This is a genomic window from Paenibacillus xylaniclasticus (genome assembly GCF_004001065.1).
GTDB lineage: Bacteria > Bacillota > Bacilli > Paenibacillales > Paenibacillaceae > Paenibacillus_T > Paenibacillus_T xylaniclasticus.
The window spans coordinates 25,308-47,325 of record NZ_BIML01000033.1; the positions used below are offsets into that span (position 1 = coordinate 25,308).

Consider the following 22,018-nt stretch of genomic DNA (forward strand, 5'->3'; position numbering starts at 1 on the left):
GTCAGATCGGATCTAACATTTAGGGTGTATTTTTTGACCAAAATAAAAAGCCTGAGCCCGGTACAAGACCGAGCCCAAGCCCTATTCTTTAAAATTGCAGCTGCTTATTGTACATGATCTGGCCTGAGCCACCGACGAATATATAGTATCCATGCGCCTTGACACCATCGATCACCATTTGGTCTCCGAACGTTTCAACATTCTGCTTGTCAGGAACCTTGATCTCTTTCCACTCTGTACCGTTCTTCGATACATAATAAGCAATATAGGTTTCATAATTTCCGTTTACTTTTTTTAATGAGTCGTTAAAAGCAAAGAAATAACCGTCGAATGAGGTCGTGAATTGAAAATGATCATTCTGATCCAAATTCACTTTAGCCTTGGACCACTTCTTCGCATCCTTTGACGTCCACAGCAGCGCAGGATTATACGGATTAACGGCTATGTAAGACTGTCCATTCCAAGCGAGATCGACATCTCTCGAATTCAAGGTTGCCGCTGTCGTCCAATCGATCCCGTTCGTCGTCTGCATAATTTGGGTATATGGTTTGCCATTATTGTAGATTTGGAACGCGCCTACGACCTTCGTTCCATTCGTCACCATTGAAGTGAGCCAGTAGCCGCTCTTACTCACTTTAGTCGCCTTCGTCCAAGTGATACCGTCCTTAGACGCGTATACGCCGTAACCTTGATCGGATGCGACGAAAACCTTCCCTGTCCATTTAATGCTCTGCAGCGAGCCATAAGCATCTTTAAAGGCAACCTTTTGCTTGCTCCAGCTTACTCCGTCAGAAGACGTATACACGCCTCCGTTACCAACGGCTACAAACTTGTTCGCGCCCCAAGCCACATCGAATAAATTCGTTCTACCCATGTTCTTCGTATAAGCAAAAGGCTGCGCTGACCTCCACACTGTGCCGTTATCGGTATAAACAACACTGCCCAGATAACCGACGGCTACCGTTCTCTTGCCATTCGTTGCGATCCCCGTGAACTCGCCTACGACCGGCGTTCCGATCAATTTATAGCTCCACTTCACACCATCCTTCGTATAGAAGGAATAGGTACCATCGGATTCGTTCGAGCCGATGCCGGCGAAGCCGCCGTTCACCGGATAGATTGAGTAAATCTCTAGATTAAGATTGGGAAGACTATGCTTACTCCACTTCACGCCATCTCGGGACGTATAGGACACCTGCTGATTATTCGCTTGGAGATACCCTTCCGCGATATACATTGTTCCATCTGTAACAATCGACCTTAGATTCACTCCACTTGGCGAATTGGATTGCTTCTTCCAACTCACTCCATCTGCTGACGTATAGATTCCGTTGCCGACTCCTATGTACTGATTGTTCGCCCAGATCATGCTGATAATATTGGCTTTCGTGTCCCGTGCCCGGCCCGTCCACTTCCTCCCGTCCTTCGAGGTATAGACCTTATTGTCCTCGAACCCATACAAGAAATAAGTATCGTGAACGTATTCAATCGGATGGTAGCCGTAGGATACTGGGTGGGTGAAGGTTTTGGTCCACTTGATTCCATCGCTGGAGGTATACACATGCTCGCGCCCTACAGCGACAAACTCATTCTTGCCCCAGACGGCGTAATGAATCGCTTCGCCAGGTTCAAAATCGATTTTCGTCCATTCCTTCCCATCCGCAGACATGAAAGCCTCGGATGGAGAATACTGCGCTTCGTTATCATATTGCGTGTTGGTACCGAACAATAGATATTTCGATCCGTTCCAGGCGATCGTCGTAAGCTGATAGTTACCGAACTTTGTAAGTGTCTTCCAATTCCGTCCGTCTGTCGATTTCATCACGGTCCCATAAGGCCCAACGGCCATATATTCATTCTTCCCTTTGATCAGCGCATAAGGTGCACTATTACTGTAGGATAAATCGACCGTCCAGCCTTCTCCGATCGCATAGGGCGATTGCTGCAGCTTTATGCTGTCAATGCTGTCGTAAGTGGATGCAGCAGATACCGTAATATTGTCTAATAACAAAGCCATTACGAGAATCAGACTGCACCATAACGCGGCTACCTTTTTCAACCTCATAATTCCCTCCTGTTGTCGTCTCATGATGATGGAAAATTACGAACCCCAGAATACAGAGCCGATGACTAGACTATTGTATACCCAATGCTTCAATATTTTAATGGGGGCCAGTGTCATATTTTCGTATATATGAGTGAATTAATCAAAAAAAATGATTATACCTTGAAGTTCTACTCATCGTAATGTAAAAAAACGCCCCGAGACGCAATCATGCATCCTTGGGACGTTCACCATTGTTTACACCCACTCATTATTGCTTTGATAATCTCTCAAGTCTTTCTTTAAAATACTCTTCCAAGCCTTTATCCGTGCAGTAGATAAAGCAGCCTTTTTGTCCTCGAGTCATCAGTGTGCGGTACGTGTTCCGAATGATCTCGTCTGCCAGTCTCTCGCCCTTCGCTTTATCTTCCTTCAACAGCTTGGAAATCCCTTTGAGCGATTGATCGGTTTTGGCTCTCTGCCTGAAGTCCGTGATGAGCTGGCCATTACTGTAACGAAGATCGTTGCCAATAATGACGCCGACGTAATCGAATTCAAGACCTTGGCAGGTATGAATGCAGCCAGCTTCATGAACGGAGTTACAATCGATTGCCCAGGTTGTTGTATTGTCGAGATTCCAGCTCATACTGAACCCGTGTTCTTCTATTACGATATCATGGTAGTTAGGATTTTTTCGATATTGACTAGACCAATCCCAGCAATATCCAGCCACGATTCTTGATTTATTATTCGCAGCGTTCAGCTCCTCAATCTTGGCTTTCAGCTCATGAGGGTCACTGTACACGCGAAAATCATAGTCGATTCCCATGTCATTAGCGTTAGCTGTGTCTCGAATTCCCAATACATCCTCAAGCCAGCTAATATAACCGTCTGAACCGTCGCAACGGAATTGTGAAGTAAGCTCCGTTCTCGTAACCGCTGCTCCAAGCTCCGATGCGAATTTCTCAATCATTTCGATACTGCCAATATCTTTTAAGGTTACACGCTGCCTCTCATCAATAAAAAATACAGCGAGCCTTGAGGCTTGAATAATTTCCTTAACTTGATTCTCGCCCAGGTTTTGATACATACCGGATTTCTCATTCAGCCGATGCGCCTCGTCAACGAGTAGAGCGTCAAACTCATTGGCCGGACAGTCATAGTAGCTTCCCGATCCTCTGAAAAGGTTATGAATACGCGTTTTGCGAAAATCCCCGGACAGCTTTGCTGCATAAATGTTTCTCGGAGCGGAATTGCGAGTCACATATTGTGCGACTAATCCTGACTGCGTCAATTGTACTAACAAATTAACAGCGAGCACTGATTTCCCCGTACCAGGTCCGCCTTCAACAATAAGCACTTGTTTCTGTCCCGTTCGTTGAGCCTTATTGGCGAGCACCAACGCTTCTTCGTATACAACCTTTTGTTCATCGATCATTTTGAATTCGCTATTGCCTCTCAGCATGCTGTTCAGACAATCCTGCAGCGATTTGGAAGGACGAATCTTCCCTCTATCAATGCGATACAGATTCTCCTTGTTGTCACCATATTTAATATGCGCCTTAATGAAGTCCCTTAGCTTCTGCGCATCGCCTTTGGCAAATACCGGGGCCTTCTCAATATAGTAACGATATATCGGATCTAATAAAGGATCGCCATCCGGTGAAATAGGATAATTATGAAGATACGCGCAGGGATGAAGCTCAATATTCTCGTTCTGTACATTCTCGTTGTAATCTTCAATTAACGATGAGTATGTCCATACTTGGTAAGATGGATGCGGCGTTTCCCTGACTCCTCTATTCAACACAGTCTTGACGATTGCTTCCTTCCCCTCCACCTTCTCGATCGAATTCCATTGCTTCAGTTCAATTACCATCACCGAGTCGGAATGATCATTGCGACCTGAAATAAGGAAGTCGATTCGCTTCGACGTGTAAGGAACTTTAAACTCAATGGCCACTCCGGCATTATCCGGAATTTCCGTGTCGACAAGAACCCGATACATATACTGCAGCGAATTGTCCCAAGCCCGCACCTCCCGCTCATTGACCTTACCGATCTTTTCTTTAAAATTTGTCGTAATATGGGTAACTACATTATCCGTGAATACATCCGTAATAAATTCAAGCTTAGTTGCTTCGTATACGATCATGGAATTGCTCCACCTCTTTAGCTGCGTAGTAAAAGGCTGCATTCAGCCTAACATTCTTATCCAACTAGATTGTAAATGGTTTTCCGTCATAAAACCATCCCTCTTGATTTCCATATTCCTAGAATTTGGATTTTAGAAAAGTCGTGTTGAATCAAGCCTTAATATAAAGCAGATGGTTGTATTTATGGGTTTAAATGGTATATGTATTTTTATTTCTACAAGAAAATATATCTAAATAATCGAATTATATAGTATAATCGGATTATCACATAATAACTATACGCCTAATTTATGGAGGGTCATGCTTGATTACGACAACTAAACCATTTGACGCAAAACGGATACATAAAATTAACTTGTTCTTGACCTATGCCATAATTGTACTGGTTGTTGGATCTCTAATATTAGGAAGAGGCTTTATCGCAGCGTCAGATTATGTGTTTATTGGGGCAGGCATCGCTGCTCTCTCTACCCTTGTTTATTTTGTGAGAATACCCGATAAATCAAAAGCATTAATGTTTGCACTGATCCCAGCAGTTGTTATTCTTGCTTTATTTTATATTGATGGATTTGGACTTAATAAGCACTATATTCTAATGTTTACCGTTATTATGATTGCTTTATATTTCGATAAGAAGCTTATTGTCATATTCGGATGCATCGTATCCAGCCTGGTATTCCTCTTATATCTTCTGGCAGGAGACAAATTTCTCGCTGCAAACAACAGCCTTTCAATATTTGTAACGGTCTACGTCCTGTTAGCCGGTACGATCATCGCGTTGTATTTCTTAACTGGCAATGGCAGTAGACTCATTGAAGAAAGCAGAAGAAACAGTGAAGAAACACACAAGCTGTTCGAACAATTACAAGTACTGCTGCAATCCGTAGAAGCAGGCGCTCACAACCTAGAGGAGAAAGTAAAAGATGTTCGTATCAATACGACTGAAGTAAGTCGAAGCAGTGAGGTCATCATCGGAAGTACAGATGAAGTTGCCTCATCCATTGAGCAGGAAACACGTTTAATTACTTCTGTGAATGAAGAAATGTTATATATTCAAGAAGCTCTACAGTCCTCCGCCTCCATATCATCAGATGTAATTCATGACGCGAGTGCGATGAATACGCATTTTCAAGTTAGTGAAACCAAAATTCATGATATTACAGTGCATATGGATGTGATGAATCAAACGATTAATAAGACAGTTGAGACCATCGATTCCTTGCAGCAGAACTTGCTCAAAGTCAATAAGCTGCTTACGGGCATTCAAGATATCGCAGGGCAAACCAACCTACTCTCTTTGAACGCCTCGATTGAAGCTGCAAGAGCAGGCGAGCATGGGTTAGGCTTCGCGGTTGTAGCCTCGGAGGTAAGGAAGCTGGCGATCCAAAGCAATCAATTCGCAGCAGAAATTAATGAAGTAACGAACAGTCTGTTCGAAAATTCAAAAGACGCACAAGTCAAATCAGTCGAAGGTAAGGCCGCTGCTCAAAATGTAAATCAGCTGCTGCATGACATTACGACATTGTTTCATTCCATCAGGCATACATTCGATCAGATGAGCGTCCAGCTTCACGACAGCAACAATTCAATCCATAGCTCGTCCACGAAGTATGTTCAGACTCAACAACAGCTGCAATCGGTCGTGAGTATGGCTGCCACGAATAATCGCATTATGCGGGAAATGAAGGATACGATCTACAAGGAAGATGATGCCATTCAGCAAATAAGCAAGTCCATGGACGAGCTTCATCAGCTAAGCGAGAAATTGACGGGGCTGTGTAATTCGGTGAAGTAGATGATCGAGTCTAAACAGAAGGGATTGAGAGTCCTATACAGATTCTCAATCCCTTATTCACACATCTCGCCTTCGATGTACAATCGCCGCCGTTATAATGCTTGCGAATGTCCAAGCACTCAATAGGATACCCCCTTGCACTGGGGAAAGCATGGTTACATGATCCGGCTGCGCAGACCACATCACAACTCCAGTTGTATCCGGAAGATACTTTGCTAACTGTGCCTTACCCCGTATAAACGGACCCGCTATGAAGTAATAACCGAGAATAATAGCGAGCGCAGGAAGCATCCGGCGCATAATAATTCCGATTGCCGCACTGATCAGAGCAGTCAGTGTGAGGTATACGCTCACTCCCAGGATGGAGGATACAAGATTCTCCCCTGCAATGGAATGACGGTCATCTCCGAATACGGTCTGAGCAAGCAGAACGCCAGAAGAGGATACAACGCATGCAGCAGGAATAAGCATGGCGGTCAACGTGGCAATCGCCGCCATAATCTGGATGCCCCGATGCGGCATTGCCACCAATGTTGTGCGAATCTGACCACCGTTGTATTCCGAACATACGGTCAGTATACCGAAGAGCATAAATCCCGCTTTCGAATAGCTGACAGAAGCCAGCCCGATTTCCAATGTGCTCTGCATGGACATGAAGCCCTGCAATCCGGCGTTCGAATAAGCGTAAGCTAGAGCAAGATTGACCATTAAGGTACTCCCGAGGATGTACCATGTAATCGGCAGCGAACATAACTTTGACAGCTCCGCCAATATCGCCCGAGACATGTCCCGTCCATTCATCTGGTTACTCATACATCCCTCCGACACAAGACAAATGTCCCAAGCGTCAACAACGCGATCACCCAAGACGCCATCACGATACCGCCCCAAAGCGGTGTAAGTTGTCTCGCGGTATCTTCAATTTCATAGAACATATGGATTCCAGCCCTATCCGGCAAATAGTACGCCAGAGGGGTAATGCGAGACAGCAAATAAGACACGCTGACGACAGAGCTATTCACCATCAGAATGGTAAGCGGCAGAGCGCCATGCCGTGTCAGAATTGTAATGCCTAAGGCCATAAGCGCGGTAAGCATCCAATAGCATACAACGCCGATTAGGCGATAAATATCGTTAAGCCCAAGTGCCGGAGTATAATCCTCAAGGATGATCTGCATCATGATCGTGGTGAGAAGGCTTGCGATGATGGCGAGAATGGCGCTAATCGTTGCAACGGCAGCCGCTTTCGACAGTAGAAAACGAATTCGAGATGTGTTAACCGTCAGACTCGTAGTGATCTGGCGTCCGCCGCCGGATTCTTCACTTTCGGTAAAGTATTCACTGCTGATTGCCAATACGCCAACAATAATGACCCCTGCAACACCGAACCCCAGCATTTCATAACTGAAATTGTATTCTACTGATGTTTGAACGCCTTTGTTAATATCCGAGAGCTCCTGTAAGGAGCGGATTACGGCGAACACGGGCGCAACAAGTATACCGACCACAGCGGCGATCCATATGGCAGGCAAGGAGAGCAGCTTTGAGAACTCTGCGACAAGTGCTTTTCTCATAGGATGTCCTCCCTTGCCGTATAAGCGAAGAAGGCATCTTCTAATGACTTATGGGAACCAACGATCTCGGTAAGCGTACCGCTCGCCATAATGTACCCTTTATTAATAATGACGATGTCGTCAACCGTGTCGGCGGTTTCCCCCATCAAATGGCTCGATAATAATACCGTGCAGCCTAATGCCGCACGTTCACGGACAAACGTCCTTATCCAACGAATCCCTTCCGGGTCAAGTCCATTAGCCGGCTCGTCCAAGATGAGTATTTCTGGATCTCCTAACAGTGCGGCAGCAAAGGCTAGTCGACGCGTCATACCAAGAGAGTAATGGCCAACCCTCTTCGAGGCAGCATCCAGAAGCCCTACCATTTCAAGGACTTCATTGACTCGAGAAAGAGGAAGCCCTGCAGACCTGGCAATCCAGTTCAAATGCGCTCGCCCTGTACGCGATCGATGTGCTCCTGATCCGTCCAATACGACGCCAACAGTCCGTAGAGGATCAGTAAGCTGAGTATATGGCATGCCATTGAGCAACGCAGTGCCTGATTGGGCCCGGTCAAGTCCCAACAGGATTCGCAGAGTAGAGCTTTTCCCTGCGCCATTGGGACCGAGAAACCCGGTCACGCGGCCTGGCTTGGCTTCAAAGCTAATTCCGTTAAGTATAGGGTGTGATCCACGGCGCTTTGTTAACTTTTCGATCGTGATCAAGCATAACACCTTCCTTGTCTTCGTTATGCCTACCATCGTATCGAAACAAGTATAAATTCAAGAAAGGTTATGTCTAAGCTTCGTCTAATTTTTGTCCAATCCATACGGTCGTCCCCTCTGCATCGGAACGATAATGGATTTGCAGTCTCATCTCATGAAGCATGTACTTGGTAATCGTGAGGCCCATCCCGGCGCCGCGATTCGCAGACAGGGCATTCATCCCCGGTCCATGATCTTGAATCATGAATCTTTGTTGCTCGATATCTGCAGCAATTCTGATGAACTGCCCGTCAGCCGCATGGCGAAGAACATTTTGAAACAGGTTGTCCAGCACACGTATCATCCATTGTGAATCGATCTCCCATAGGAAGGTCGCATCGAATGGCAAATCTGCGTCTATACGAAAGCCTGCGTCCTCAAATGCTGGATACCATGAAGCAATAGATTCTCTTAGCAATCGAACCATATCTGTGGGCGCGGGATGATACGAGTATTTACCTGATGTGAGTAGTGTATAGGAGAAAAGGTTATCCATTAGCTCGCTCATATGGGTAATGGTATGGTCAATCGCGATGAGCGAGGCCATTCCTTCCTCGCTGAGATTTTCCCTATGCATTCTGGAGGCATGCCCGCGAAGAGCGGTCATCGGCGTCCGTAAATCATGGGACAGATTGACGATCAATTGCTTTCGAAGCGACTCTTCTTCCAGCTCCCGTTGGTGACTCTCGCGAAGCTTTCGAATCATTTGATTAAACGAAGCCCCAAGCTGATCTACTTCATTCATTCCCGAAGCAGGTTCTGGGACCGGTTCTGGAATCCAGGAGCCGTCCTCGGGAACAGCCATCGCCTGCTGCAGACGGATGAACTGCTGTCGAAGACGATAGAAGAACACCCATGAGACAGAGATAAAAATAATGATAATGAGACCGATCATAATAAGTATGCTGCTTGACGTATTCATACTCGACTCACTAGAGGGCGAACTTACGCCCAGAACCAATATTACAATCATAACAGGGACCAGAACCAGACTCAGAAAATGAACCACTAAGTATCGTCGAAAAAAAGAGCGCTGTCTCATAATTTCATCCGATATCCAATGCCGCGTACGGTCTGAATAATTTCTGGCGCATTAGGATCTTGTTCCAGCTTCTCGCGAAGATGACGAATATGGACGGATAGAGCCTTATCTCCATTGATGTATAAGTCTCCCCAGACTGCCGTCCATATTTGCTCTTGCGTTAGAATTTGATTCGGATGGCGTAAGAAACATTCCAAAATTTGATATTCCTTCCCTGTCAGAGTCACTTCTTCTCCAGTACGCTCGTTAACTACCGTGCGCCCGGGAAGATTAACTTGGATATACTGTCCAAGCTTTATATGATCTGCAAGTCCCGCTCCGCTGCGGCGAAGCAGCACTTCTATTCTTGCAGCTATCTCATCGATGTAAAAAGGCTTGGTGACATAATCGTCGGCAAATTGCAGTCCTTGCAGCTTGTCCTCAACAGCCGCCCGAGCGGACAACAGCATAATCGGCACCGTTGGCGCAGCTTTCTTCAACCGCTGGCCGACCGTAAAACCGTCTAGCCCAGGCAGCATAATATCCAGAATAACCACATCCACCCCACCAATTTCCTTGTCAGCATGCTCGCCGGATAACAACCAGCAAACGTCATATCCCCGCTTCTTGAGCTCCTCCTGAACCCAGCATCCGATTTCTTGAGTATCTTCAATTAATAGAATACGCTTCGCTTTCATGAGACCACTTCCCTTGCATCCCTTCTTCAACCTGATTATAGATCTATCACAGCAATCCATTTCCTTCTATTTTATCATTTTTCCTAGTAATAGCATTAATAGAGCCTATACAGTCTCTGTACGAAACTTCACAAATGCCGTATGCGGGGGACAAAAAATGCTCTAATGCAAGGTACCGTCCACTTTTTGTCCGCCCATGCTCCCTTAATCCCTAAATAACAGCGACAAATTACGAGGAAAAATATTGGCAAATTATTATTTTTATGGTATTATAATTTTTCTGTCTCGTTTACTAAAATTGTTGAATATTGTATTATATATTTACATCAGCTCATAATTTATTTGTTAAGAATCATTCTACAACTAGAGTGATTTTGGATTTGCGCATTTTAGCAGTTTTCGAATATGGATTAGGAGGGTTAATTATTCTGGAAAGTCTTCCATGCACAACGTGCAGTGGCTTATGTTGCGGTCCGGTTCCGATAACCAAACAGGAGCTGCATCATATTAAAAATAAAATAAAAAAAATGCCCGCTAAAAATCGTTCGGAACTAGAAAATCAGCATCGATTTTATGGGACTTGTATCTTCTACGACCTGAATAAAAACCGCTGCGGCATTCATTCGGTAAGGCCCGCAATATGCCGTGCATTCGGGCACTATAACAACTTAATTTGTTTCAAAAAACCAGAAGCGGCTTCAAGAAAAAATTGGACCACCACCGAAAATCCTATTGGGATCTTATCGACCGACTTTACTTGGAAGGATTTCAAGTAATTTGGGTGTAAATATACGCGGACCAGAAGATATGTAAGGAAAATCAATAGAGATTTAAAGTAAAAAACCGTCTCTCTACTAGTAGAAGAGACGGTTCAGCGGTTATCATCATGTAGGCGGATATGTCGATTTAAACAGTCAAATTATTCAGCACTAACTTTCTTTATGAACTTGTGAATCATAGGAAGAATAATGTCATAATAATTATGGATAATATTAACAAAAGCATTCGCTTCTTCTAGCGTAATTTCTCCTTCATGGTCTAACTTATGCAGAAAGACCTCTAGACTATCATATTTATCACAAAATTTATATAGATTTTTATAATGCTGAGAATTCTCAAGAATTCCCCTAGGATGTTCTTGATGAAAATTGACCGCATTTTGTGTATATACAAACTTGTAATTCATTTCATACAATTTATAAGATAGGTCGGTATCTTCTATTCCATAACCTTTATACGTTTCATCATAAACTATCTTTTCATTTAAATGATTTCTATTAAAAGCCATATTTCCACCGAATGCTCTACCCCACCCAAAATGAAAACCGGATAAATCTTCTCCATACTTATCCACAATAGGTATGAGCATTGCTGGATCATATGAACCTATTAAATGATTTTTCAATGTCGTTAATGGATTTTCAAGAATGTCTACAGATGTTATTAATTGAATATCTTCTGTGCAATCAACCAATTGAGGATACTTCTTATAAAGGTCCATCCATTGTCGATACTCTAAAGCCAGTTTATGGGTATAAAATGAGACCACTCTATTCTGCTTGCCAATACTTACAACCTTGCTATCCGTTCTTAGCCGAAGTTTATGCTCACTAATAAATTCAGGAGCCGGTATACGGTCGTCATCGACAATAATAATGTTTTCACCGCTAGCAAGTTCAAGAGCTTTATTTCTCGCCCCTGCTGCACCCGTATTATTTTGGTAAACGTATTTCAAGTTGATGTATTTTGTGTATTTATTAATAATCTCCTCGGTTTCATCTGTTCCGCCATCATTTACAATCACCAATTCGAAATTATTGTCAGTTTGAGTAGCGAAACCAGCTAATGTCAGATCGAGATACTTGGATTTATTGTATGTACTTGTTATTACCGATGTTAAGGATCCCATTATTAACTCCCCTTTGTATTGTAATCGTATGAGTCGATGAGCTTGATCTTGCTGCTATGAAACGGCGCGCGATACGTTGTCAAAATCCGTTTAACGAGCCGCTCGAACACCTGTTGAAGTAGTACGGGGGGTTACCTGATTGTGCTTCCGACTAAGTTGAGCTGCTGAGGTGGATGTGAGCCCGAGTTCACGCTGAAACGCTTAACAAAGCTGCAATTGCGCATGCAGGAACAACTTCAGGTACGCGTACGCAACAGTCGTCAGCTTCTTCACGTATTGATCTTGCCGAGCTTCCGAAACCCAATCTGCGAACGTTCTCGTACATATTGGCGCTAACCATCTACCAGACGAAGATAATAGAGTATGCTCATCCATGCGATTGATCCTTTTCAGTGGATTATGGACAGGGCTACCTACCATAACTATTGTAAAGGATTTTTTTATGCGTAAGCTTGTATAAGACAGAAAATTATGAAAATTAAGATAACATTAATGCAGCGCTAGTGAGGCACTATACAGACATCTTTTGTATGTGTGAATACAATGACTCTGTATGCGTATTTAGACTTACCTCAATTGACCATTGCGGTTATTCTAGGTGTGTAATTGGGGCATCAGGTTCGAATTGACGAGGAGGAAGTAGAGCTTCTTCAAATGCCCTACCCTTGGAGATTATCTCGTAAACAGTATCCGTGTGATCTCCGTTCCGAAACGATGTGGTTACTGTTAATAGAGTTCACCTATTTCGACTCTTCTCACTTCTTCCCATGATCCAATACAAGACCAATCACAATAATTATCATTAAATTTCACCTGCAGTATCTCTGATACTCATCCCCTACTCTCCTCCTATAACATAGCATTATTATGGACATATTTAATGAAAATGTCAACAATATACAGGACGAGAAGGAGTGCTGCGATAAAAATGCAGTCGAAAAACCTCTTCATATGAAATAATATGAAAGCTAACGAGGAAAGAGGAACAGGGGACCATTGGCCTATATAACAAAGCATTTAAAGATGAAGCAGTAAGATACTACGTTGTTCAAGGCTCACCGTCTGTAAGAATTGCGATCGCGATATTGGTGTCAAGCAGATACCCTCAATTACACGTGAATTTTTTGTTCAGTTACTACAAACAGGAGAACAAAATATCCTCAGACTCAGATGAAATGCAAGCTTCACCTGAACCCGAGGATAGTCTAATAGTTTATTGTGCGAATAACACGCTGCTTACCAATCAATACGTCGCTTCCTTGCTCGTTTTGAACATATGGACGACCCGGTCTAAGGAATCTCTCCGTTCATTCAACTCGCCGACTTGCGTATTAATCATGTTGGCGTACGCGTGGTTTTCTTCGATTTGATTGAGCACGCGCTCCATGCGTTCCATCAGCACTGCCAGTTCCCGGTGCTGACGCTGGCGGCTCTCTCTCATCGACGACGTTCTCGCCTGGAATTGCCCGACGTTGTCCATCACTTCGAACATCGCCTTATCCATCACTTCGATTTCCAAGGCAGCTTGCCTGATTTTATCCGGGATTTGGTTCATTTCTCCAGTCAGATAATTAAAGGATTGCCGGAACTTGTCTGTGCTTTCTTTGCCGCTTTGGATCAATTGACTGGTGCGATTCAATATGTTGCGGATTTGTTCGGAGGAAAGACTGGATTGCTCCGACAATGTTCTAATTTCCTGTGCGACAACCGCAAATCCAGCGCCGAACTTCCCAGCCTTGGCTGCTTCTATGTTTGCGTTCAACGAGAGCAGTCCGATTCGTTTGGAAATGTCGGCGATCGTGCTTGTGACCTGCTTGCTCACATCAGAAGATGCAGAAATATCCGACATCGCCGCTATCAAATCCGCAGCCTCATGCTGAGCGAAAGCGAGCTGTTGTTCCAAATTCCCGACATAAGCAGCCAATTCGCTCATTTGACCAAAAATCGCCTGCATATCATCAGAAATTCCACTGATCATTCTCGCCGAGCTTTCTATAGCGTCGATCGTTTCTTGATCCTCAGCCAGCTCCCGCTTCATTCTCTCGTGAACTTCGCGGAAATAGTCGTAGGCCTGGCGTACAGAATCGTGTTGCTCGACAGAATTTCCGTGTAAATGACCGCTCAATTCGATCATGCGGCTCGAACTGCTGTTCACGAACATGGTCTGACCTTGGACCTGCTGTACGAGAACATTGATCTTGTCCAACAAGTAGTTAAACGACTCATTCAACTCAGCCGTGTCTTCGCCGGGTTCGATCGTAAGCTTGCGCGTCAAATCAATTCGCTCGGCCGCGATCTCATTCATCGCGCGAACCGTATCGAGCAGAGAAGTTTTAGCGCCATGCTCCGATATGTTCAGCCCTACTTGCTCGTCTTCTCTGCTTACTCGCAGCTTTAAGGTAAGCGTAAAATAGTCCCCACCTAGACAGCAGATGGAGACTCGGATAAGTTATTTTGTAGAAGTAAACACGCGGCAAGTTAAAGGAAGAGTAGGCGACCATGGGAGCAGGACGTCTAGTGCCTGTTCATCTTGTGGGTTCGGCAACTGCGGCAACTTCTCCAGCAAATGCGTGAGATAGTAAAACGGATGCAACCTATTCTCTTTAGCCGTCTCCACTAAGCTGTAGATGATCGCGCTAGCCTGAGCTCCCTTCGGCGTGTTGGCAAACAGCCAGTTTTTCCGACCAATGACGAACGGCTTGATGGAGCGCTCGCTTCGATTGTTATCGATCTCCAGCCTCCCATCCAAGAGATAGCCTTGCAGCCTGTCCCATTGGTTCACACAGTAAGTAATCGCCGTTCCGATCAGGCTTTTTGGCAACACTCTCGCCTCTTGCATCTGTAGCCATGCCAAAAAAGCATCCAGCACCGGTCGGCTTTTCTCCTGGCGGATGGCAAATCGTTGTTCCGGCAGCAGTCCTTCGGCCTGGCGCTCAATCGCATAAAGGCGGTTGCAGAAGTCTAATCCCTCTTGCGCCACGGTGCTGGTGGCCGTTGTATGTTTCGGCAGTACCTGAACTGCCTCAAAAAACTTGCGCCGGGCGTGCGCCCAGCAGCCCACTCGCGTCACACCGGCGACCTGGTCGTAGCTGTCGTATCCGTCCGCGTGCAAGTAACCCTCGAATCCCGACAAGAACCGCTTCGGGTGCTCGCCCGACCGCGTCGGTTGGTACTCGTACAGGACGATCGCCGGACTAAAGGGGCCGGTTCGATACAGCCACAGGTATGATTTCTGCTCGGCAGTCCGTCCAGGCTCCCGCAGCACCTGCAACGTTGTCTCGTCAGCGTAGGCGATGTCCTGCATCAGCAGATGCGCCTTCATCCGATCGTACACCAAGCGGAGCCACTGGGCGCCATGAAGCATCCAGTTGGCCATCGTCTGCCGGGACAACTCAACTCCGAAACGAGCCCAGTGCTGTTCCTGACGGTAGAGCGGCAACCCTTCCACATACTTCTGGCTCATGATATAGGCCATGCTGGAAGGCGAAGCAAGACTGCCCGATTGAACGGGGCGGGGCATCGGCGCCGTGACAACCGGCGTCTCCGTGCCGTTCCGCTCGCAGTTGCGGCAACCGTAGACATAGCGAACATGCTCAACGACTTTCACTTCGGCCGGAATGACCTTGAGTTCGCGACGCACTTCGGTGCTCATCTCATGCAATGCGCACCCGCAGCAAGCGCACGTTTGCTCCGCTTCCGGCAGACGATGTTCCACCCGTTCGATGCCTAGACCATCCAGCTTCAGTTCGCGCTGGCCCTTGCGCTTCTTGCGCGTGTAAGTGACTTCCTCCAATACGGGCTCTTCTTTGGAGGGATTGGCCTCGGCCTCTGCCTCGTTGAACAACAACAGTTGGTCCGGGTGCGTTTGCTCGCTGGAGGAGGCAAACTGCCGACGCTTGGCCAGCCCTAACTGCTCCTCGTACCAGCGCAGTTTGGCCTTGAGTTCCTCGTTTTCACGCATGAGTTTATTCAGTTGTTCTTCCGCTGTTGTAGGGGATTTCGTCCGTTTGTCCATACCTACTCATTCTCGATCTCGCCGGCGATTCCTATCGGGAATTATGGCGAAACCAAGGCAATTCATCTTGCTAAATGACCGTTTGGACCCGTACCGGCGGATGCGCCTTGCGTTGTTCCAGCGTCAGCCCATCCAACAGCCAGCGCAACTCGCGGCTGGAGACCGTCATGACCCCTTCTCGGCCGGATGGCCACTGAAACGTACCTCGCTCCAGTCGCCGATACAACAGCCAGAAGCCGTTATGATCCCACAGCAGCATCTTCAGCTTATCTCGCTGGCGGTTGCAGAATACAAAGAGACTGGGCGCAAAGGGATCCAAGCCGAAGCCCTCCTGCACGAGAGCCGCAAGTGCATCGATGGACTTTCGCAAATCCGTGGGTCCGCAGGCCAAATAGACGTGCTGGGCATTCGGGAGTGTTAACATGACGCCGCCTCCGTCAATACATGTACAACGTCGCGAAGTAACTGAGGATCGAAGCCGCTGCGAAGTTCGATCTGGGCATGACCGATCCGAAGAAGGAGGGGAGGACTTTTCACTTCATCGGCCACGGTTAGAGGAATGAAGCGTGCAGCCGGAACTGGAGTGGAGGAGTCACTTTTCTTGGATTTGTAGAGCCAGTATTTCATTTGGTCGACGGTGCAGTCATGGGCTGCGCACCAAGCTTTCAAGGTCAGACCGCTAGCCTGGTATTCAGCGATTCGCTCCTGCCATTGCTGCCGTCGTTCTTCATGTGCTGTCATGAGGTAACCTCCTTACGATTTCGGGTGCCTCCATTGTCTCACTTAACTCCGACCGCTTGAAGGTGGGGACAGTTTGACGCTTACGCTTTAAGGTCTTGTGCAAAAGATAATAAACTGCCAGCCCTAACCCGAATGCCCAGAGAAACACCACGCCCGCACCCATTGCCTGCACCCCGAGCTGCTCAAGGCGGGAACCTGCGGTCAGAGAAGCGGAATTACCGAACAGCGCCACAGCCAGCGTGCCCCATACCCCGCACACACCGTGGACGGCAACGGCGCCAACAACATCGTCCACCTTCAGTTTGCTTTCGATCCATCGCATGGCGATAACGACCACGACACCTGCAATTGCACCGACTAGCAGGGCCCCGGACGGCGAGATCATATGGCAGCCTGCCGTAATCGAAACAAGTCCAGCGATGACGCCGTTCAATATATATTCCGGACCCGGCAGGCGATCGGCAAACCAACTTACGAGCATCGCAACGAATCCGCCGGCTGCCGCGGCCAGACATGTGTTCAGGCCAATCAAGGCGATATCCGTATCGACTGTGCCGAGCGATCCGGCATTAAACCCGATCCATCCGAACCACAGAATGAATACACCCATCGAGGCAAGAATCAGGTTAGAAGCCGGGAATCGGTTCGGCCTGCCTTCTGCGTCGTATTTTCCTAGACGGGGACCGACGACGATCGCAGCGGCCAGCGCTACCCAACCGCCCACGGAATGTACGACAGTCGAACCGGCAAAATCGATAAATCCCAGCTCAGCAAGCCAACCCTGTTGATCCGTATGGAACAACCCGCCCCATGCCCAATGGCCGGAAACCGGGTAAATGAGCACCGTTACAATCGCCGTTCCTACCAAATAGGTCACAAACCGAGCCCGTTCAGCGATCGCCCCAGAAACAATCGTCGCCGCCGTTCCGGCAAACGCGGTCTGAAACAGCAAGAACGCCCAATGCCACGGATCTTCACCCATTCCGTTGAAAAAAAATTCACCCCATCCGAACCATCCGTGTTCGGATATGCCAAACATCAAGGGAAAGCCAATTAGGGGGAACAAAATCATCGTAATCATGATATCAGCCACATTTTTCATGGCGACACTTATGGAATGCTTGGCACGGGTAAATCCAGCTTCCAACAGAGTAAATCCTGCCTGCATAAAAAAAACCAGCGCTGTCGCCAGTAACAACCAAAGAAAATCCAGCCCTATCTGCAAACTAACCGTAGACGTTTCCATAGAAGCCTCCGAACTTTGCGATATATTTCCTGACATTAAAGGAGCATAAACAAAACAATCCAATGATATCACTCGAAAATCTGAGTTACATGTCACATAATATAACATAAATATAGAGGAAAATCTATAAATGCTTATTCCTCAGCTTTACAATGTCAAACATCTTAAACATTTTTCATTCGCAGGATTACGATCAACTTCAGTCAATGGCTGGCGCATGTCCCTTTATGGTCAAAAAAAAAAGAAGCGAGCCTTTTCCCGCTTCGCTGCATTATGCGCCAATATTCCTCAGCTATTAGTCTTAAATGTTCTGGTGCAAACCAATTAATAAATTCAATCGCTTCGTCAATGTTGGATGCAGCAACGATTGCTCCCTTACCATTAGAACCGAAGACATTTAATAAGTATTGTCTCCGTTTCTCTTCGACCTCATCTATACATTTCCAAAGATGGGTTTCTACTTTATGGGCAAGGTTTATCGATGTGGTAACCAGAATAGAAGAAGAATCGGGGCCATGCTCCCCTTCATTAATTAACTCATAAGCTATTTTTAACGGATCGGCCGATTCATCTGCGAATATAATACATTCGGTCGGTCCGATGCCTAACACACTCTTTCTGCCGTATGTCATGGCCACACTCATTGCCGCCGCAATCCCGCCTGGTCCTGGTCCATAAATCCCATCAACTTCTGGAATGGAACTCGTACCTTGTGCAAACCCAGCAATTATAGATACTCCGTTGCCGATCACAAATTGATCCGCTCCCGCAAGCTTTGCCACTGCTACCGGTCCTTGGTCTCCAAGTCCATTGGTTAACAAACATAGCCAAATTAGCGTCTCGCACATTATTAATTGCTTGTTCTATAGCTGAGCGTAATGTGGGCGACAGCATGGATACACATTCTTCAACATAATCATTTGAAAGAACCAGTTCATTCAAATCAACTCCATCATACTTCGTTGTCATACTTCTAATTCCCTCATCCCCCTTATTGGCCACCTCATCGAAAATGGTCAAAACTCCATTCAGTACCTCTCTGTTGAATAACGTTTTATGGGTTTTGAAACTCTCTGTAAGTCGTTCATTCTGTTCAGGGATCTTGAATATAAGGCTTGAATTTTGCATTTTTCTCTACCTTAAACAAAGAGCCATGTAGGATAAAAAATACCTACATGACTCTTATGCTTCAAGTCCGTAGGTATAACGCCAATAAGCGTTTGTACCTACGGAAAAATTCCGTCATACAAACGCCTAACTATGATGATGGTTATAGGATTGTGTTAATACAAGTATACAACGGTTCATTTGAGATATCCTCCTCAACCATACTTGGACATATTATATATTGTAATCCACTATTTGTGAAAAGTTCCTGTTATTTGACGAACAAGTTGTCGAACGAATCTAAGAATTAAGTAATGCTGCTCCACCCTCCCCTGCAGGAACGCTGTATCCACTCAACCAAGGTGAATTTTCGTACTAAGAAAAGAAGTATCGCAGTGAACTACTATTGATATAGGAGAGGGAATGTGTCTGGAGAAATTAATGTACCAACACTGTGTGTAACGCTGTTTTCATTTTATATTGCTATAGATTTTTTCGCAGCCTTTAGAAGCATATTCACAATTTGAAGCATTAGCCTTATCCCTTTGGGACCGTATCCAAACTGGTTCAACGTCCCGATCAGATAAGCATCCGTTGCAGGATGGTAGAACATAAACGAACCGGTAGAGCCAGCATTGCCCCAAGAGTTATATTTTGCTGGCATTAACACAGGAACTGTTTTTATATTCATTACTCCGTAGCCGTAATCAATTCCTACAAAGAATTTCCCACAGTCGGCTTTCATTTGTTCAATCGTTTCTTTCTTTAAAATCTGATCATTTACGAGGGCTTTCATAAACTTTAACAAATCATTAGTAGTGGATACGACTCCGCCGCCAGCATGCAAGATGTCCAGACTCTTGTTATTCGTGACGTCCGTGTTACGTATGTATAACTTTGCAACCTCGTATGGACTAGCTTCTACAGGTGCAGTACGAGAGAAATGGGAATGCTTCATCTCTAGTGGTTCAAAAATATTTGTTCTTAGCACTTCATGGAATGGTAACCCTGTGATTTTCTCTATAATGAACCCTAATAGATGATATCCTGTATCCGAATAATGAAATCCTTTACCTGGCGGGAAGTGATTCTTCATATTCTCCTTCGCCCAATGAATCACTTTAAGCGGGGTCCATGCTCGATTCGGTTCATCAACTAGCAAGTCAGGCATTGATTTTCCCTTAACTGGCTGATCCTCAAAGAAATCATGTAATCCAGAGGTATGATTTAGTAAATGTTTAATCTCGATCTCGTTCGTATAATCTTTCCCCTTGTAAATATGCAGATCCTTTAATAGATCTTCCTCTAAATACTGTGAAATTTTATCCTCATAAGAGCAAAGCCCTTGTTCAACTAACTGTCCAACAAGAACAGCCGCGAAGAGTTTACTAACACTGGCGATATAATATGGTTGTTGTGCGTGTATAGATTCTTCCCCAGCGGCGATATTAATATCTATGCCGTGTTTTTCTGAATGTACATGTAATAATGCATGATGTACTTTAGGGTCCTTGTCTACTTTCTCATTAAAGAATTGCTCGATTTGCCTTTGTACCTGTGCCTTCTCCATTATCATAACTCCTTATAATATTTCAAATTTTATTGTTCTGCACGACGTTTGGCTGCGCTGATTACATCTTCTGCGGCGCTGCTCATTAATTGAATCATCTGTTCCTCTGTAAAACTCTCTGGCAGCAGTTCATTCGCCACCATAACGCTCATCCCAACCTGAAAGGTTTTCATCTTTAGAAAGATGACAAGCAATTCATTATCAGACAATCCATGAAGAGTAGAATCCATTCTCATCATCTTAATGAAGCCTTGCGTCTCTTCGTCATTGTGCTTCGCATGATCGTTCTTCTTCATCACAAGCTCGCGAAACAGCACGGGATACTCTCTTGCAAATCGAATGCTGGCCACACCGATATCATAGAACGGCTTCCCTGAGTTTTGCTCCTTCAAAATCTGTCTGCTAATCTCGAAGGTTTTCTTGTACACCTCTTCGACTAGCTCTCCGGCCTCTTTGAAATTGACATAAATCGGGGCAATCGAGCTCCCTAGCTGATCGGCTACCTTGCGGATGGTTATGGCATCTACTCCTTCTGTCCTAGCAATTTCGAACGCCGCGTCAATGATCTGTTCTTTCGTAAACTTATTTTTTGGTGCCAACCTCTTTAACCTCCAAATGAACGATCAATATATATCAATCGATATAAATCATATGTTATGTATCAAATATTACATATTGCTGGTTTCGTTTGTCAACACCTTTTTTGTGAATTTTTTGGTTTATGTGAGAAAGGGTGCCATTGTCAACAAAGCAGCGTACATGGTGATCGGCATTGATCTGGATGGAAATAAGGACGTACTGGGCATGTGGATCGGTGAGAACGAGTCCTCGAAGTTCTGGCTTAGCGTATTGAACGAGCTCAAGAATCGCGGCGTACAGGACATCCTCATCATCTGTGTTGACAACCTGAAAGGCTTCTCAGAGGCCATTCATGCTTGCTATCCGCAAACCGAGATTCAGAAATGCATCATTCATCAGATCCGCAACTCCACCCGTTATGTTTCCTATAAGGATCTAAAGAAAGTAACCGCTGACCTTAAACCGATCTATAAAGCTTCAACCGAAGAAGCGGCGCGAATCGAGCTGGATCGATTTGAGGAACTATGGGGCACAAAGTATCCGCTCATTGTACGATCGTGGCGCAACAATTGGGACGAGCTCGCAACCTTCTTCAAATACCAGCCCGAGATCCGAAAGCTCATCTATACGACCAATATAATCGAGAGCTATCATCGGCAACTCCGCAAAGTCACAAAGGGAAAGAGCATCTTCCCATCCGATGAAGCCCTCCTCAAAATGCTCTACCTCGCTACGATGGACGTTGTACGAAAATGGACGGGGCGAGTACAAAACTGGGGACAAATGCTGCTGCAATTCTCTGTCTTTTTCCCGGATCGGG

Annotated in this window: 19 protein-coding genes and 1 pseudogene; 3 read left to right on the plus strand and 17 right to left on the minus strand. The window is 45.6% G+C overall.

The genetic code is table 11. From position 1 onward, the window contains the following. Nucleotides 1–88: 88 nt before the first annotated feature. Both PXY01_RS19505 and PXY01_RS19510 read right to left on the minus strand, forming a co-directional pair. The gene (locus PXY01_RS19505) at nucleotides 89–2,065 is read right to left on the minus strand and encodes a beta propeller repeat protein (RefSeq protein ID WP_127572401.1); all 1,977 of its coding nucleotides are present in this window, start codon (nucleotides 2,063–2,065) and stop codon (nucleotides 89–91) included. 250 nt (nucleotides 2,066–2,315) lie between these two features. Further along, entirely contained in the window at nucleotides 2,316–4,199 is a 1,884-nt protein-coding gene (locus PXY01_RS19510) for a DUF2075 domain-containing protein (RefSeq protein ID WP_127572403.1), read from the minus strand. Between the two features lie 305 nt (nucleotides 4,200–4,504). Between PXY01_RS19510 and PXY01_RS19515 the strand changes: the two genes are divergently transcribed. After that, nucleotides 4,505–5,995, plus strand: a complete 1,491-nt coding sequence (locus PXY01_RS19515) for a methyl-accepting chemotaxis protein (protein WP_127572405.1) — start codon at nucleotides 4,505–4,507, stop codon at nucleotides 5,993–5,995. 57 nt (nucleotides 5,996–6,052) lie between these two features. Here the strand turns inward: PXY01_RS19515 and PXY01_RS19520 are convergent, their stop codons facing one another. The 5 genes from PXY01_RS19520 to PXY01_RS19540 form a co-directional block, all read right to left on the minus strand. Then, nucleotides 6,053–6,808 carry an ABC transporter permease gene (locus tag PXY01_RS19520; RefSeq protein ID WP_127572407.1) on the minus strand — a complete coding sequence of 252 codons (756 nt, stop codon included), beginning with the start codon at nucleotides 6,806–6,808 and terminating at the stop codon, nucleotides 6,053–6,055. Then, nucleotides 6,805–7,569, minus strand: a complete 765-nt coding sequence (locus PXY01_RS19525) for an ABC transporter permease (RefSeq protein WP_127572409.1) — start codon at nucleotides 7,567–7,569, stop codon at nucleotides 6,805–6,807. The genes PXY01_RS19520 and PXY01_RS19525 overlap by 4 nt, the downstream gene beginning before the upstream one ends. Next, nucleotides 7,566–8,273, minus strand: a complete 708-nt coding sequence (locus PXY01_RS19530; protein ID WP_127572410.1) for an ABC transporter ATP-binding protein — start codon at nucleotides 8,271–8,273, stop codon at nucleotides 7,566–7,568. The genes PXY01_RS19525 and PXY01_RS19530 overlap by 4 nt, the downstream gene beginning before the upstream one ends. Nucleotides 8,274–8,346: 73 nt before the next feature. Further along, on the minus strand, nucleotides 8,347–9,234 hold the full coding sequence (locus tag PXY01_RS19535) for a sensor histidine kinase (RefSeq protein WP_246028015.1): 888 nt from the start codon (nucleotides 9,232–9,234) through the stop codon (nucleotides 8,347–8,349). 116 nt (nucleotides 9,235–9,350) lie between these two features. Next, nucleotides 9,351–10,031 carry a response regulator transcription factor gene (locus PXY01_RS19540; protein WP_127572414.1) on the minus strand — a complete coding sequence of 227 codons (681 nt, stop codon included), beginning with the start codon at nucleotides 10,029–10,031 and terminating at the stop codon, nucleotides 9,351–9,353. 368 nt (nucleotides 10,032–10,399) lie between these two features. Here PXY01_RS19540 and PXY01_RS19545 point away from each other — a divergent pair, with 368 nt between their 5' ends. After that, complete coding sequence (locus PXY01_RS19545; protein ID WP_307719401.1) at nucleotides 10,400–10,807, plus strand: YkgJ family cysteine cluster protein; 408 nt, start codon at nucleotides 10,400–10,402, stop codon at nucleotides 10,805–10,807. A gap of 143 nt (nucleotides 10,808–10,950) precedes the next feature. Here the strand turns inward: PXY01_RS19545 and PXY01_RS19550 are convergent, their stop codons facing one another. The 10 genes from PXY01_RS19550 to PXY01_RS19600 form a co-directional block, all read right to left on the minus strand. After that, complete coding sequence (locus PXY01_RS19550; RefSeq protein WP_127572416.1) at nucleotides 10,951–11,940, minus strand: glycosyltransferase; 990 nt, start codon at nucleotides 11,938–11,940, stop codon at nucleotides 10,951–10,953. A gap of 1,243 nt (nucleotides 11,941–13,183) precedes the next feature. Next, nucleotides 13,184–14,245 carry a methyl-accepting chemotaxis protein gene (locus tag PXY01_RS19560; RefSeq protein ID WP_127572418.1) on the minus strand — a complete coding sequence of 354 codons (1,062 nt, stop codon included), beginning with the start codon at nucleotides 14,243–14,245 and terminating at the stop codon, nucleotides 13,184–13,186. A gap of 144 nt (nucleotides 14,246–14,389) precedes the next feature. Beyond that, nucleotides 14,390–15,955 (minus strand): IS66 family transposase, encoded by a 1,566-nt coding sequence (tnpC, locus tag PXY01_RS19565; RefSeq protein ID WP_127572419.1) that lies wholly within the window; start codon nucleotides 15,953–15,955, stop codon nucleotides 14,390–14,392. Between the two features lie 70 nt (nucleotides 15,956–16,025). Then, entirely contained in the window at nucleotides 16,026–16,379 is a 354-nt protein-coding gene (gene tnpB, locus PXY01_RS19570) for an IS66 family insertion sequence element accessory protein TnpB (RefSeq protein WP_127572421.1), read from the minus strand. Next, nucleotides 16,373–16,696, minus strand: a complete 324-nt coding sequence (gene tnpA, locus PXY01_RS19575) for an IS66 family insertion sequence element accessory protein TnpA (RefSeq protein ID WP_127572423.1) — start codon at nucleotides 16,694–16,696, stop codon at nucleotides 16,373–16,375. Before tnpA ends, tnpB begins: the two co-directional genes overlap by 7 nt. After that, the gene (locus tag PXY01_RS19580) at nucleotides 16,683–18,050 is read right to left on the minus strand and encodes an ammonium transporter (protein ID WP_127572425.1); all 1,368 of its coding nucleotides are present in this window, start codon (nucleotides 18,048–18,050) and stop codon (nucleotides 16,683–16,685) included. The genes tnpA and PXY01_RS19580 overlap by 14 nt, the downstream gene beginning before the upstream one ends. Nucleotides 18,051–18,145: 95 nt before the next feature. Continuing rightward, a complete protein-coding gene (locus PXY01_RS19585; protein WP_164744506.1) occupies nucleotides 18,146–18,724 on the minus strand; it encodes a histidinol dehydrogenase in 579 nt (192 codons plus the stop codon). Then, entirely contained in the window at nucleotides 18,627–19,070 is a 444-nt protein-coding gene (locus tag PXY01_RS23390; protein ID WP_127572429.1) for a histidinol dehydrogenase, read from the minus strand. Before PXY01_RS23390 ends, PXY01_RS19585 begins: the two co-directional genes overlap by 98 nt. A 454-nt stretch (nucleotides 19,071–19,524) precedes the next feature. After that, nucleotides 19,525–20,619, minus strand: a complete 1,095-nt coding sequence (locus PXY01_RS19595; RefSeq protein ID WP_127572431.1) for a serine hydrolase domain-containing protein — start codon at nucleotides 20,617–20,619, stop codon at nucleotides 19,525–19,527. A gap of 29 nt (nucleotides 20,620–20,648) precedes the next feature. After that, a complete protein-coding gene (locus tag PXY01_RS19600) occupies nucleotides 20,649–21,218 on the minus strand; it encodes a TetR/AcrR family transcriptional regulator (protein WP_127572433.1) in 570 nt (189 codons plus the stop codon). A 130-nt stretch (nucleotides 21,219–21,348) separates the two neighbouring features. On the opposite strand from PXY01_RS19600, the pseudogene PXY01_RS19605 reads away from it, so the two are divergent. Further along, nucleotides 21,349–22,018: pseudogene (locus PXY01_RS19605) on the plus strand (IS256 family transposase); the annotation flags it as partial.